Annotated in this window: 12 protein-coding genes; 8 read left to right on the top strand and 4 right to left on the bottom strand. The window is 60.4% G+C overall.

Features of this window, described 5'->3' with window-relative positions; genetic code table 11:
* Window positions 1–60 precede the first annotated feature (60 nt).
* The gene (gene asnA, locus C9411_RS17260; RefSeq protein WP_107227543.1) at window positions 61–1,053 is read left to right on the top strand and encodes an aspartate--ammonia ligase; all 993 of its coding nucleotides are present in this window, start codon (window positions 61–63) and stop codon (window positions 1,051–1,053) included.
* Between the two features lie 4 nt (window positions 1,054–1,057).
* Here the strand turns inward: asnA and viaA are convergent, their stop codons facing one another.
* Together viaA and ravA are read right to left on the bottom strand one after the other, a co-directional pair.
* Window positions 1,058–2,521, bottom strand: coding sequence for an ATPase RavA stimulator ViaA (gene viaA / locus C9411_RS17265; RefSeq protein WP_107227544.1), 1,464 nt, complete (start codon window positions 2,519–2,521; stop codon window positions 1,058–1,060).
* A gap of 2 nt (window positions 2,522–2,523) precedes the next feature.
* Window positions 2,524–4,032 (bottom strand): ATPase RavA, encoded by a 1,509-nt coding sequence (gene ravA, locus C9411_RS17270; RefSeq protein WP_107227545.1) that lies wholly within the window; start codon window positions 4,030–4,032, stop codon window positions 2,524–2,526.
* 283 nt (window positions 4,033–4,315) lie between these two features.
* Between ravA and kup the strand changes: the two genes are divergently transcribed.
* The 7 genes from kup (at window position 4,316) to rbsR (ending at window position 12,169) form a co-directional block, all read left to right on the top strand.
* On the top strand, window positions 4,316–6,184 hold the full coding sequence (gene kup / locus C9411_RS17275) for a low affinity potassium transporter Kup (RefSeq protein ID WP_063989188.1): 1,869 nt from the start codon (window positions 4,316–4,318) through the stop codon (window positions 6,182–6,184).
* 171 nt (window positions 6,185–6,355) lie between these two features.
* Window positions 6,356–6,775, top strand: coding sequence for a D-ribose pyranase (gene rbsD / locus C9411_RS17280; RefSeq protein ID WP_063989189.1), 420 nt, complete (start codon window positions 6,356–6,358; stop codon window positions 6,773–6,775).
* A 7-nt stretch (window positions 6,776–6,782) separates the two neighbouring features.
* Window positions 6,783–8,288, top strand: a complete 1,506-nt coding sequence (rbsA, locus tag C9411_RS17285; protein ID WP_063989190.1) for a ribose ABC transporter ATP-binding protein RbsA — start codon at window positions 6,783–6,785, stop codon at window positions 8,286–8,288.
* A gap of 6 nt (window positions 8,289–8,294) precedes the next feature.
* Window positions 8,295–9,263 (top strand): ribose ABC transporter permease, encoded by a 969-nt coding sequence (gene rbsC / locus C9411_RS17290; protein ID WP_019455467.1) that lies wholly within the window; start codon window positions 8,295–8,297, stop codon window positions 9,261–9,263.
* 24 nt (window positions 9,264–9,287) lie between these two features.
* Window positions 9,288–10,175, top strand: coding sequence for a ribose ABC transporter substrate-binding protein RbsB (gene rbsB / locus C9411_RS17295; protein WP_025160300.1), 888 nt, complete (start codon window positions 9,288–9,290; stop codon window positions 10,173–10,175).
* Between the two features lie 61 nt (window positions 10,176–10,236).
* On the top strand, window positions 10,237–11,163 hold the full coding sequence (gene rbsK / locus C9411_RS17300) for a ribokinase (protein WP_063989191.1): 927 nt from the start codon (window positions 10,237–10,239) through the stop codon (window positions 11,161–11,163).
* A gap of 4 nt (window positions 11,164–11,167) precedes the next feature.
* Window positions 11,168–12,169 (top strand): ribose operon transcriptional repressor RbsR, encoded by a 1,002-nt coding sequence (rbsR, locus tag C9411_RS17305; protein WP_107227546.1) that lies wholly within the window; start codon window positions 11,168–11,170, stop codon window positions 12,167–12,169.
* On the opposite strand, the gene mdtD is transcribed toward rbsR, so the two are convergent.
* Both mdtD and C9411_RS17315 read right to left on the bottom strand, forming a co-directional pair.
* On the bottom strand, window positions 12,166–13,581 hold the full coding sequence (mdtD, locus tag C9411_RS17310; protein WP_063989193.1) for a multidrug transporter subunit MdtD: 1,416 nt from the start codon (window positions 13,579–13,581) through the stop codon (window positions 12,166–12,168). The genes rbsR and mdtD overlap by 4 nt on opposite strands.
* A 67-nt stretch (window positions 13,582–13,648) precedes the next feature.
* The gene (locus C9411_RS17315; protein ID WP_063989194.1) at window positions 13,649–14,338 is read right to left on the bottom strand and encodes a FadR/GntR family transcriptional regulator; all 690 of its coding nucleotides are present in this window, start codon (window positions 14,336–14,338) and stop codon (window positions 13,649–13,651) included.
* Window positions 14,339–14,546: the final 208 nt, after the last annotated feature.

Genomic DNA, 14,546 nt, shown 5'->3' on the forward strand with positions numbered 1-14,546 from the left:
GGCGTATCATTTTGTTGCTTAATCGATGGCAACAGAGACAGGTTTACAAGAGATACGGCAATGAAAAAACAGTTTATCCAAAAACAACAACAAATCAGCCAGGTCAAATCCTTCTTTTCCCGCCAGCTGGAGCAACAGCTCGGCCTGATCGAAGTGCAGGCGCCGATCCTCAGCCGTCTGGGTGACGGCACGCAGGATAACCTCTCCGGCAGCGAGAAAGCGGTGCAGGTTAAGGTCAAAACCCTGCCGGACGCCACCTTCGAAGTGGTGCATTCACTGGCGAAATGGAAACGTAAAACCCTGGGGAGCTACGATTTCGGCGCGGGCGAAGGCCTGTACACCCATATGAAGGCGCTGCGCCCGGATGAAGATCGCCTGACGCCTATCCACTCGGTGTACGTCGATCAGTGGGACTGGGAGCGGGTGATGGGCGACGGTGAGCGCAGCCTGGACTACCTGAAAAGCACCGTGCGCAGCATTTACGCCGCCATCAAGGCGACGGAGGCGGAAGTCAGCCGCGAGCATGGCCTGACCCCGTTCCTGCCGGAACAGATCCACTTTGTGCACAGCGAAACCCTGCTGCAGCGTTACCCGGATCTGGATGCCAAAGGGCGCGAGCGGGCGATCGCCAAAGAGCTGGGCGCAGTGTTCCTGATCGGCATCGGCGGCAAGCTGTCGCATGGCAAATCGCACGATGTACGGGCGCCAGATTATGATGACTGGACCACCCCGGCGGCGGATGGCCTGGCGGGCCTGAACGGCGATATCGTGGTGTGGAACCCGGTGCTGCAGGACGCTTTCGAGCTGTCTTCTATGGGCATCCGCGTCGACGCCGCCGCGCTGAAACATCAGCTGGCGCTGACCGGCGATGAAGAGCGCATGAAGCTGGAGTGGCACCAATCGCTGTTGCGCGGCGATATGCCGCAGACCATCGGCGGCGGTATCGGTCAGTCGCGCTTGGTGATGCTGTTGTTGCAACTGTCGCATATCGGCCAGGTGCAGTGCGGCGTGTGGTCGCCGGAAATGCGCGGGGCGGTCGAAGGCCTGCTTTAACTGCCTAGCGCCGCCAGCGGCGCATCAAACGGCTTTTCAGCCCGGTATCGAAGCGCCAGATATGATCGAAGATGCGCATGATGCCGGGTTTGCCGTAGGCGGACATCGCCACCGCATGGAAACGCTGCTGGTGGCTTTGCTGCTGCTGTTTCACCTTCTTTATTACCTCCTCCGGCAACCGCTGGGCGATAAAATCGGAAATGATCACCGCATCGGCGTCGAACCAGCCGCTTTCCGCCATTTTGGTGACGGTGGCGTTCAGGCAGGCCGCCAGATCGGTGCCGCCGCGAAACTGCTGGCCGAGAAAGCGCACCGCCTGTTCGATGCCGCTGGCGGCGGTGAGCTCGTAATGCACGATCTGGTTGGCGAACAGCATGATGTAGCAACGGCGGTTGTCCGCCAGCGCAATGCGCAGCAGCGCCAGGCAAAACGCCTTGGCGCACTGTTCGTTGAAGCCGCCCATCGATCCTGAGGTGTCCACGCAGACGATAAACGGCCCGCGCGGCTGTTGATCCTGCTGCTGGTGGGTGACCTGGCGGATCAGGATCTGCTCCTGCCAGACGTCGCCCTGCAGACGGTAGCTCAGCAGCCGCTTTTCCAACAGGCGGCGATAAAACTCGAACTCCAGCTCTTCAATCCCCAGCGTCGCCAGCTCCGGCGGCAGCAGGCGCAGGATGTCGTCGCTCTGATGAATGCCATTTACTTCTTCCGGCAGCGTGGCCGGCACCTGCACCATGACCCTGAACGGTTCCGGCTGCGCGTCCTGTTGCTGCACCGCCTTGGCCTGATAGCTGCGGCCAAGCTGCTGCGCCAGCTTTTTCAGCTCCCGCTGCTGCTGCAAAAAGTTGCCGTACTCCACCAGCCGTTGGTAATCGCCGCGCTGCAGCTGGCCTTTGCTCATGTCCCACAGCCTGCCGGCGGCGGTGTCATTTTCCGACAGCAGCGGCTCCAGCGCGCCGCTCAGCGCCAGGCGCTCCTGCAGTTCCGCCATCAGCTGCTCGCGCTCCTGTTCCAGCAGCTGGTGGTGCAGCATGGTGGCCTGCAGCGTCAGGCTGATGCGCCAGCGCTGCAGGAACAGGGTTTGAAAGCTGTCGTCCAGCGGATGGTTGGGCAGATCGGCGGCGTCCACCAGCGCGCGCGCCTGTTCATAAAACGGCGAGACCAGCTGGCGCAGCAGCTCCATCGTGTCGTTGAGGTTGTGATAGAACTGGGTGTTGTTCTCCAGTTGGCACTGTTGGTAACGGTAAAATTCCTGCGCCAGCGCCGGTGGCACCATAGCCTCCTGCAGACGCTCCTTGAGCTGCAGTTTCCAGCGTGGCAGATCGCGATCCAGTGCCCGGCGAAGGGCCGGAAACTTTTTAAAGAACACCGACAGCTGCGGCGCCGCCAGCATGCCGACGATCATTTCCTCGATCATCTCGCCTTCGGTGATCGCCAGCAGCAGATCGAGCGTCTCCAGACTGAGCATGGTTACTGGCCGCGCATTTGCTGCTGTTGCTGTTTAACCTGCTCTGCCACCTGCAGCAGACTGGCTTCTATCTTGGCCAGGCCAGCGGCGGGCGTGAACAGACAGGGCTGATGCTGGCTGAAGGCGCGACGCTGTTCCGCCAGGCGCTGGGCCAACGCGTCCATTTCATCCAGCAGCGCCTGCGGTGTGGCGGTGGCCTGTTTGCCCGGCAGCGCCAGCAGCGACGGCTGGCGGCTAACGTCCAGTACCGTCAGGTGCAGTTGGTCGTCGACCTCCAAATCGATCGGCTGCGCGAAGCCGATGCCGTTCAGTTTGGCGCGCACGTCGCCGCCTTTTTGCAGCCAGTTGTCCAGCACGCTGCTCTCGATACTCAGATGGTTGACCTGAATGTCATGCAGCTGCAGCGGTTTTTGCAGCAGCAGAGTGAGAGTGCCGCCGGCGAACGGCGTGGCCGGCGCGTATTGCGGTTTGCGGCTGAACATGCCGCCCTTTTTCACTAGGCTGATGGCCTGCCGATCGCTTTGCTGCTGCTGGTCCTGTAGCCAGCGGGTGTGGATTTGTTGCAACTGGATCAGCATCGACTGCTGCTGATAGGCCGATTCGGTCAGCAGCTGATCGATCTGCTGTTGCAGCAGCTTCAGCGAGGTGAGATCGTGCCACAGGCAGTCTTTCAGCAGCATCAGATCGAGCGGAGCGATGGCGTCGCGCCCGCTGAAGAAGGCGCAGGCCTGCAGCAGACGCAGGGCCTTTTTCCAGCGGCGATCGGAGACGTATGGCGCCTGTTCCAGCGCGTCCAGCCGCTGGCGCAGCTGGAAAATCAATTCAAAGCAGGCTTCCGGCAGCGCCACTTTGTCGATCTGCGGTTGCCACTGCAGAAACTCTTCGTCGCTGATGCTCAGCGCCGCCGGCACCGGGTTTTGGCTTTCACTCTGGCGGTTGACCAGCAGCGAGCGGAAATTCTGTTTATCCTGCACCTTGTCCAGCCACAGGCGGATCAGCATGCGGTCATACAGGGCTTCGAGGCTGTTGTCCGCTTCGGGCAGTTCGTTGGAGGCAGTAACCAGCAAGCGCAGCGGGATCGGTTCTTCGCTGTTGCCGTTGCGAAAGCGCCGTTCGTTGATCGCCGTCAGCAGGGTGTTGAGGATCGCCGGGCCGGCCTTCCAGATTTCGTCCAGAAACACGATCTCCGCTTCCGGCAGATAGCCGGCGGTCAGGCGCTGGTAGCGCCCTTCATCTTTCAGCGCCTGAATAGAGAGCGGGCCGAAGACCTCTTCCGGCGTGGAAAAACGCGTCATCAGATATTCAAAGGAGCGGGCGTTGCGGAAGGCAAACTTCAGCCGGCGCGCGATCAGGCTCTTGGCGATGCCGGGCGGGCCGAGCAGGAATACGCTTTCGCCGCTCAGCGCCGCCAGCAGGCACAGGCGGATCGCTTCTTGCCGCTCATAAAGACCGCTCTCCAGCGCGCTGCTGAGGCGGGAAATTCGTTCTGCCAGAAGGGAGGATGGCGTCATATAATTGTCGCATTGTCCGAGAGTTAGCCAATCTTGGTCGATAATCCGATGATAAACCACCATTATTTTTAGTGGTATAGCTTATTGATTAGTAATATTTTTCTAAGTTGTGCCGGATATCCGGTTCACATTTTGTTTATTTTTCGGCTCTGATATAAGGGTAGGCAAGCCGCATAAATGGTGCATACTGTGCGGCTTTCTGGTGGGCGTGACGGATCTTTGAGCCCGTATTTTGCCTGATGCGGATGCATCGCTAACGGATGTTCTGATAAAGAAACGAATTATGAGCGCAGAGCATAAGCAGTCCTTATCGGCGGTAACCCTGGCGGCCATCGGCGTGGTCTACGGTGATATCGGCACCAGCCCTCTCTATACGCTGAGAGAGTGTTTCTCCGGCCATTACGGCTTCGATGTTCGTCCAGACGTGGTTTTCGGCTTCCTGTCGCTGATTTTCTGGATGCTGATCGTGATCGTTTCCCTCAAATATCTCACCTACGTGATGCGCGCGGACAACGCCGGCGAGGGCGGCATTCTGACGCTGATGTCGCTGGCCGGGCGCAACACCTCGGCGCGCACCACCGCGGTGCTGGTGATACTGGGCCTGATCGGCGGTAGCTTCTTCTATGGCGAGGTGGTAATCACCCCGGCGATCTCGGTGATGTCGGCGATAGAGGGGCTGGAAATCGCTGCGCCTGCGCTTGACGCCTATATCGTGCCGCTCTCCATTCTGGTGCTGACGCTGCTGTTCGTTATCCAAAAGCACGGTACCGGCAGCGTCGGCAAGCTGTTCGCCCCGGTAATGCTGCTGTGGTTCATCGTGTTGGCCGTGCTGGGTGCGCGCAGCATCATTTCGAACCCGGAAGTGCTGCAGGCGCTGAACCCCAAATGGGCGATCAACTTCTTCATGGAATATAAGAAGGTGTCGTTCTTCGCGCTGGGGGCAGTGGTGCTGTCGATCACCGGCGTCGAGGCGCTGTATGCCGATATGGGGCACTTCGGCAAGTTCCCGATTCGCCTGGCCTGGTTCACCGTGGTGTTGCCATCGCTGGTGCTTAACTACTTCGGCCAAGGCGCGCTGCTGCTGAAAAACCCTGAGGCGATCAAAAACCCGTTCTTCCTGCTGGCGCCCGACTGGGCGCTGATCCCGCTGCTGATTCTGGCGACCCTGGCGACGGTCATCGCTTCGCAGGCGGTGATTTCCGGCGTCTTCTCGCTGACCCGCCAGGCGGTGCGTCTGGGCTATCTGTCGCCGATGCGCATCATTCACACCTCGGAAATGGAATCCGGCCAGATCTATATTCCGGTGATCAACTGGACGCTGTACATCTCGGTGGTGCTGGTGATCATCGGCTTCGAGCACTCCAGCAACCTGGCGGCGGCATACGGCATCGCCGTCACCGGCACCATGGTGCTGACCAGCATTCTGGTCACCTCGGTGGCGATCAACAACTGGCACTGGAATCGCTTCCTGGCGATCGGCATCGTGGCCATCTTGCTGATCATCGACGTGCCGATGTTCTCCGCCAACGCCCTGAAGCTGTTCTCCGGCGGCTGGTTGCCGCTGACGTTGGCGCTGGTGATGTTCATCATTATGACCACCTGGAAGAGCGAGCGCTTCCGCCTGCTGCGTCGCCTGCATGAACACGGCAACTCGTTGGAGGCGATGATCGCCTCGCTGGAGAAATCGCCGCCGGTGCGAGTGCCGGGTACCGCGGTGTTCCTGTCGCGCGCCACCAACGTCATTCCTTTTGCGCTGCTGCACAACCTGAAGCACAACAAGGTGCTGCATGAACGCGTGGTGCTGCTGACGCTGCGCACCGAGGATGCGCCTTACGTGCACAACGTGCGCCGGGTGACCATCGAACAGCTGTCGCCGACCTTCTGGCGGGTGGTGGCCAGCTACGGCTGGCGCGAAACGCCGAACGTCGAGGAAGTGTTCCACCGCTGCGGGCTGGAAGGGTTGCCGTGCCGCATGTCGGAGACCTCGTTCTTCATGTCCCATGAATCGCTGATCCTCACCAAGCGGCCGTGGTACCTCTACCTGCGCGGTAAACTGTTCGTCGCCCTGAGCCGCAATGCGCTGCGCGCGCCGGATCAGTTTGAGATCCCGCCGAACCGGGTCATCGAGCTCGGCACGCAGGTCGAGATCTAACCCACCGAATAAGGGGCTCAGCATGGCTGAGCCCCTTTTGTTTGTGCATTGCCCGTGCGTGAACGAAACGTTTCGATAGCGATCACACTTCTGCATTGTCCCGGTTGCCTTCCCCTGCCGTTTTTTTAAACTCCCTCAAAGAGCGAAACGTTTCGCTGGTGGAGTGAGAAGATGAAAAAAGGCGTATTACTGAATTCCGACGTGTCTGCCGTGATTGCCCGGCTGGGGCATACCGACCAGCTCACCCTGTGCGATGCGGGCCTGCCGATACCGACGGCGACGCAGCGCATCGATCTGGCGCTGACGCAGGGCGTGCCGACCTTCATGCAGGTGTTCGCGGCGGTCACGCAAGAGATGCAGGTAGAAAGCGCCATCCTGGCAGAAGAGATCGTGAAACAGAATCCGTCGCTCCACGAGGCACTGTTGGCTGAGCTGACCGCTCTGGGCCAACGCCAGGGTAACACCATCAGCGTGCGCTATATCAGCCATCAGGCGTTTAAAGCGCAAACCGAGTACAGCCGGGCGGTAATCCGCAGTGGGGAGTGTTCGCCTTATGCGAACGTGATCCTGTGCGCCGGCGTAACTTTCTGAGGCGCGTATGCAACCTTTACTGCAACTGAAAGGGATTGATAAAGCCTTTCCCGGCGTGAAGGCGCTTTCCGGCGCCGCCCTCAGTGTCTATCCCGGCAAGGTGATGGCGCTGGTGGGGGAAAACGGCGCCGGGAAGTCCACCATGATGAAAGTGCTGACCGGCATCTACCAGAAAGATGCCGGCAGCCAGTATTTTCTCGGTAACGAGGTGGTGTTCAACGGGCCTAAGGATTCGCAGGAAGCGGGCATCGGCATTATTCATCAGGAGCTGAACCTGATCCCGCAGTTGACGATTGCGGAAAACATCTTCCTCGGCCGCGAGTTCGTCAACCGTTTCGGCCGCATTGACTGGAAGCGCATGTATGCCGAGGCCGATCGCTTGTTGGCGCGTCTCAATCTGCGCTACAGCAGCCACCGGCTGGTGGGCGAGCTGTCGATTGGCGATCAGCAGATGGTGGAGATCGCCAAGGTACTGAGCTTCGAATCGAAAGTGATCATCATGGACGAACCGACCGATGCGCTGACCGACACCGAAACCGCCTCGCTGTTTAAGGTGATCAACGAGCTGAAGGCCGAAGGGCGCGGCATCGTTTATATCTCGCACCGCCTGAAAGAGATTTTTGAAATCTGCGACGACGTGACCGTGTTCCGCGACGGGCAGTTTATCGCCGAGCGGCCGGTGAGCGAGCTGCAGGAAGATTCGCTGATTGAGATGATGGTTGGCCGCAAGCTGGAGGAGCAGTACCCGCGCCTTGATTTGCCGCGCGGGGAAAAACGGCTGGAAGTCAGCCACCTTTCCGGTCCCGGCGTTGAAGACGTCAGCTTTACGCTGTACCGCGGCGAGATCCTCGGCGTGGCCGGGCTGATGGGCGCCGGGCGTACTGAATTGATGAAGATCCTGTACGGCGCCGCCCCGCGCAAGGCTGGCGCCGTCAACCTGGACGGCCGCGAGGTGGTCACCCATTCGCCGCAGGACGGGTTGGCGAACGGCATCGTCTATATCTCGGAAGACCGCAAGCGCGACGGCCTGGTGTTGGGCATGTCGGTGAAGGAAAACATGTCGCTGACTGCGCTGCGCTACTTCAGCCGCGCCGACGGCAGCCTGAAACAGGCTGACGAGCGGCAGGCGGTGGGGGATTTCATCCGGCTGTTCAATATCAAAACGCCCTCGATGGAGCAGCCGATCGGCCTGCTTTCCGGCGGCAACCAGCAAAAAGTGGCGATCGCCCGCGGTCTGATGACCCGGCCGAAGGTGCTGATCCTCGATGAGCCGACGCGCGGCGTCGACGTCGGCGCCAAAAAAGAGATCTATCAGTTAATCAACCAGTTCAAGCAGGAAGGGCTGAGCATCATTCTGGTGTCTTCGGAAATGCCGGAGGTGATGGGCATGAGCGATCGCATTCTGGTGATGCACGAAGGGCATCTCAGCGGCGAGTTCCCGATTGAACAGGCCACCCAGGAAGCGTTGATGGCGGCAGCCGTCGGCAAGCAATACGGCGTAAAGCAGGAGTAATCAGATATGAGTTCCCAGACTATCGCAGCTAAGCGCTGGTTCAGTAAAGAGTGGCTGTTAGAGCAGAAGTCGTTGATTGCGCTGCTGGTGCTGATCGCCGTGGTCTCTTCCATGAGCCCGAACTTCTTCACCCTGAACAACCTGTTCAATATTCTGCAGCAGACCTCGGTGAACGCCATCATGGCGGTGGGGATGACGCTGGTGATCCTCACCTCCGGCATCGATCTGTCGGTGGGATCGCTGCTGGCGCTGACCGGCGCGGTGGCGGCGTCGATCGTCGGCTTTGAGGTCAACGCGCTGGTGGCGGTGGCGGCGGCACTGGCGCTCGGCGCCGCGGTTGGCGCCTGCACCGGGGTGATCGTTGCCAAAGGCAAGGTGCAGGCCTTTATCGCCACGCTGGTGATGATGCTGCTGCTGCGCGGCGTCACCATGGTGTACACCAACGGCAGCCCGGTCAACACCGGTTTCACCGACGTGGCCGACACCTTCGGTTGGTTTGGCATCGGCCGCCCGCTGGGCGTGCCTACGCCGATCTGGATCATGGCGATCGTGTTCATCGCCGCCTGGTATATGCTGCACCATACGCGCCTGGGCCGCTATATTTATGCCCTGGGCGGCAACGAAGCGGCGACCCGTCTGTCCGGCATCAGCGTCGATAAAGTGAAGATTATCGTTTACTCGCTGTGCGGCCTGCTGGCGGCGCTGGCCGGGGTGATCGAAGTGGCGCGCCTGTCGTCGGCGCAGCCGACCGCCGGCACCGGCTATGAGCTGGACGCCATCGCCGCCGTGGTGCTGGGCGGCACCAGCCTGGCCGGCGGCAAGGGCCGCATCGTCGGTACGCTGATCGGGGCGCTGATCCTCGGCTTCCTGAACAACGGCCTGAATTTACTGGGTGTTTCTTCCTACTACCAAATGATCGTGAAGGCAGTGGTGATACTGCTGGCGGTTCTGGTAGATAACAAAAGCAACAAGTAACCTCCCCCTACAGGAATCACGATGATGAAAATGAAAAAACTGGCAACCTTAGCCTCCGCCATCGCGCTGAGCGCCACCCTGAGCGCCAATGCCATGGCCAAAGACACCATCGCGCTGGTGGTGTCCACCCTCAACAACCCGTTCTTCGTCTCGATGAAGGACGGTGCGCAGCAAGAGGCCAACAAGCTGGGTTACAACCTGGTGGTGCTGGATTCCCAGAACAACCCGGCGAAAGAGCTGGCCAATGTGCAGGATCTGATGGTGCGCGCGCCCAAGCTGCTGCTGATCAACCCGACCGACTCTGATGCGGTGGGCAACGCCATCAAGATGGCCAACCAGGCGAAGATCCCGGTCATCACGCTGGACCGTGTGGCGAGCAAGGGTGACGTGGTGAGCCACATCGCTTCTGACAACCGCGTGGGCGGTAAAATGGCCGGCGACTTCATCGCCAAGAAAGTGGGCGCCGATGCCAAGGTGATTCAGCTGGAAGGCATCGCCGGCACCTCCGCCGCGCGTGAACGCGGTGAAGGCTTCAAGCAGTCGCTGGATCAGAATAAATTCAAACTGTTGGCCAGCCAGCCGGCCGATTTCGATCGCACCAAGGGCCTAAACGTGATGCAGAACCTGCTGACCGCGCACCCGGATGTGCAGGCGGTGTTCGCCCAGAACGATGAAATGGCGCTGGGTGCGCTGCGCGCGCTGCAAACCGCCGGTAAAACCGACGTGATCGTGGTAGGCTTCGACGGCACCGCCGACGGCGTGAAAGCGGTCGAAGGCGGCAAGCTGGCGGCGACCGTGGCGCAGCGTCCCGATCAGATCGGCGTGATCGGTGTGGAAACCGCCGATAAAGTGCTGAAAGGCGAAAAAGTGCCGGCGACCATCCCGGTCGATTTGAAACTGGTCACTCAGTAAGTCATACCAGCGCCATCGGAACGGGGCGTTTACGATGGCGCGCAATTCAGGAATCAATGCGATGGAAACAGGTAAGCTGGTGGTTCTTGGCAGCATCAATGCCGACCATATCCTCAATATTGAACAGTTCCCCCACCCGGGCGAAACGGTGATAGGGAAGCAGTATAAGGTGGCGTTTGGCGGTAAGGGCGCGAATCAGGCGGTGGCGGCCGGGCGCAGTGGGGCGGAGATCGCCTTTATCGCCTGTGTGGGCGCCGACGATATCGGCGAACGTGTCCGCCGGCAGCTGGCGAGCGATCGTATTGATACCCAACCGATTGAAGCCATCGCCGACAGCACCACCGGCGTGGCGCTGATCTTCGTCAACGCCCAAGGCGAGAACGTGATCGGCATCGATGCCGGCGCCAACGCCGCGGTGACGCCGGATTACCTGGCGCGCTACCAACAAAAAGTGATCGATGCCGATGCCCTGCTGATGCAGCTGGAGTCGCCGCTAGAGACGGTGATCGCCGCCGCCCGCCTGGCGAAGCAGCATCACACGCAGGTGATCCTCAACCCGGCTCCGGCACGCGAGCTGCCGGACGAGCTGCTGGGCATGATCGATATGATCACCCCGAATGAAACCGAAGCCGAGCGCCTGACCGGCATCGCCGTGGACAACGACGCCGATGCGGCGCGCGCGGCGCAGGCGCTGCACGACAAGGGCATCGCGACGGTGATCATCACCCTTGGCAGCCGCGGCGTGTGGCTGAGCGAAAACGGCAACGGCAAACGGGTGCCCGGCTTCAAGGTGCAAGCGGTGGATACTATCGCTGCCGGCGATACCTTTAACGGTGCGCTGGTCACTGCCCTGTTGGAAGGCAAGATCATGGCCGACGCGGTGCGTTTCGCCCATGCGGCGGCGGCGATCGCCGTGACCCGCCCTGGGGCGCAGCCTTCGGTGCCGTGGCGTGAAGAGATTGACGCCTTCTTGCAGCAGCAGGGGTGATCCTTTGGCCACCATGAAAGATGTCGCCCGTCTGGCGGGCGTTTCAACCTCTACCGTTTCGCATGTGGTCAACAACAATCGCTTTGTCAGCGACAGCGTGCGCGACAAAGTCATGGCGGCCGTAGAACGGCTGAACTATGCGCCTTCCGCGCTGGCGCGCAGCCTGAAGCTCAACCAGACGCGTACCATCGGCATGCTGGTGACCGCCAGCAACAACCCGTTTTATGCCGAAGTGGTGCGCGGCGTGGAGCGCAGCTGCTATGAACGCGGCTACAGTTTAATCCTGTGCAATACCGAAGAAGACGCCGCGCGCATGAACCGCAGCATGGAGACGCTGCTGCAAAAGCGCGTCGACGGTTTGCTGTTGATGTGCACCGAAAACCACCGGCCATCGCAAGATGCCCTGAGCCGCTACCCGTCACTGCCGATCGTCATGATGGACTGGGCGCCGTTCGAGGGTGCCAACGACATTATTCAGGATAACTCGCTGCTGGGCGGCGAGATGGCGACCGATCATCTGATCGCCCGCGGCTACCGCAAGATCGCCTGCATCGCCGGCCCGCAGGATAAAACCACCGCTCGTCACCGACTGGAAGGCTATCGCAACGCGATGCGTCGCGCCGGATTGCCGGTTCTGCCTGGGTATGAAGTGCATTGCGATTTTGAGTTTGAGGGCGGCGTGAACGCCATGCACCAACTGCTGGCGCTGGATGAGCCGCCGCATGCGGTGTTCGCCGGTAACGACGCGGTGGCGGTGGGCGTTTATCAGGCGCTGTATCAGGCCGGGCTTTTCGTGCCGCAGGATATGGCGGTGATGGGCTACGATGACATTGAGCTGGCGCGTTATCTGGCGCCGCCGCTGAGCACCATTCATCAGCCGAAGGATTCGCTGGGCGAACTGGCGATCGATGCGCTGATCAACCGCCTGCAAAACCCGGAGCGCGCGCCCCAGGTGCTGGTGCTGACGCCCGAGCTGGTGGAACGCGCCTCGGTGGGCCGCCGTTAACTCGCCGCCTTAGCTTCTTTCTTGCTTTCCTGGCCGCTGATCAAATTGCGGCCATCCTTCCTTCTCAGCAACGTAAACACCAGCGCCGATGCCACGGTGACGATCCCCATGGTGATAAAGGTGTAATGGAAGTGGTCGATCATGGTGCCTAACGACAGGGATTCGTAAAAACGCAGCACCGCCGCGCTGATTGCCACGCCGAAGCTGATGGACAGCTGCTGGGTGACCGCCAGGACGCTGTTGCCGGCGCTGGCGTTGGCGTCGTTCAAATCCGCCAGGCTGATGGTGTTCATGGCGGTGAACTGGGTGGACATCGCCATGCCCAGCACGAACAGCGGCAGGATCATCAGCCACAGCGGCATGCCCGGGCTTTGCAGGGAGAATTGGGCGATCAGAACCCCGATGATGACGGTGATGCCGACCAGCGTTTTACGGTAGCCGAACCAGCGCAGCACCTGAGTGACGGTGGATTTCGCCATCAGCGAACCGATGGCGGTCGGCGCCATCATGCAGCCGGCGACGATCGCCGTGTAGCCGAATCCCACCTGCAGCATGAGCGGCATTAAAAACGGTACGCAGCCGGTGCCCAGCCTGGAGGCGACGTTGCCGGCGATGCCGACCGAGAAGGTGCGGGTTTTGAACAGGTCGAGACCGATCAGAGGCTGAGTATGGCGGCGGGCGTGCGCGATGTAACCGAACAGCATCACGAAGCCGCTGAGCAGAATACCCAGCGAAACATAGCTCGCCAGTACTCGCTCGCCAAACAGCTCCAGCCCGGTGGAGATCAGCACCAGGCTCAGGCCGAACAGCATAAAGCCAAGAAAATCGAAGCGGCGTTTGGGCGTGGTGAAGTCCGGCATGTATTTGCGCGCATAGAAGATGCCGAGCAGGCCGATAGGGATATTGATCAGGAAAATCCAGTGCCAGGTGGCGTAGGTGACCAGCCACCCGCCCAGCAGCGGCCCCAGAATCGGCCCGACCAAGCCGGGCATGGTGACGAAGTTCAGCACCGGCAGCAGTTCGCTGCGCGGGTAGGCGCGCAGCAGTGCCAACCGCGCGACCGGCATCATCATCGCGCCGCCGATGCCCTGCAGCACGCGAGAGGCAACCAGCACGCTCAACGTAGGGGACAGGGCGCACAGCAGCGAGCCGAGGGTGAATAACGTGACGGCGAAGATGAACACGCGCCGGGTGCCGAAGCGGTCTGCCAGCCAGCCGCTGACCGGGATCAGCATTGCCACCGTCAGCGTGTAGCTGATGACGGCCGATTGCATCGCCAACGGCGAACGCCCGAGGCTTTGGGCGATCGCCGGCAGCGCGGTGTTGAGGATAGTGGCGTCCAGCGCCTGCATAAAGAACGCCATTGCGGCGATCCACGGTAGTCCTGCCATACTGCGCGCGGATTGGGTCATGGTCGGTCCTGGTTAAATGGTCGTCTGTCCCTCGTCTCTTTCTTCTATATATAAGCGGGGAGCGTGTCTAGTCTTTCTCTTTCAGCAGCACCTGGCAGGCGACGAGCGCGCCGGTGCTGTCTCCGGCGAGTATCGCATCGACGATAGCCTGATGATGGCGCAGCTTGATCACTTCATTACCGGTGATGGCGCGGAAGTAGCTTTGGTACACCGAACTGAACAGGTTGGCGAATGAGGTCAGGAACGGGTTGCCGCTGGCCTCGTAGATGAGCTGGTGGAATTGGGTATCGACCTTGATCCAACGCTCGCGGTCAAACTGGGTATGCAGTGCGCGCATTTCCGCCATCAGCTCCGCCAGCAGCTTGGTTTGCTGCGGGCTGGCGTGGTTTGCCGCCAATGCGCAGGCTTGCGGCTCCAGCGAGGTGCGCAGGATAAGGAAGTGTTGCATTACCTGATCGAAGTTTTCCCGCGTCATCCACCAGGTCAATAAATCCTGATCGAGGAAATTCCATTGGCTCTGCGGCATCACGCGGGTGCCGATGCGCGGGCGCGGTAGCAACATGCCTTTGGCGGCTAACATTTTTACCGCTTCGCGTACTGCGGTGCGACTGACGCCGAATTGCTCGCCCAGTTCCATTTCACCGGGCAGGATGCTGCCGGCCTGATAATTGCCCGCCAGAATTTGTTGGCCGAGTTTCTCTGCAAGCAGATAAGAAAGATTGCGTTGGGCGGCCTGTTGTTGTGCATTTAACGGCATGGCTGCGGGTCCTTACTGACATCGTTATTTCTATTTTACTCCAGTGATCGCCAGCTTTTATGGCTGTTTGCCTGAAAAAGTGACATAAATTCGCCGCTTTTTCGCCCTTTTGCCGAAAAAAACCGCGCTTGAAAAGTTTTTTGCATTTAGGGGTTGCGGCCCGCCGAGAACTCCCTATAATGCGCCTCCACTGACCGGGAACAACGAC

The sequence above is a fragment of the Serratia sp. Nf2 genome (assembly GCF_003028435.1).
GTDB lineage: Bacteria > Pseudomonadota > Gammaproteobacteria > Enterobacterales > Enterobacteriaceae > Serratia > Serratia marcescens_L.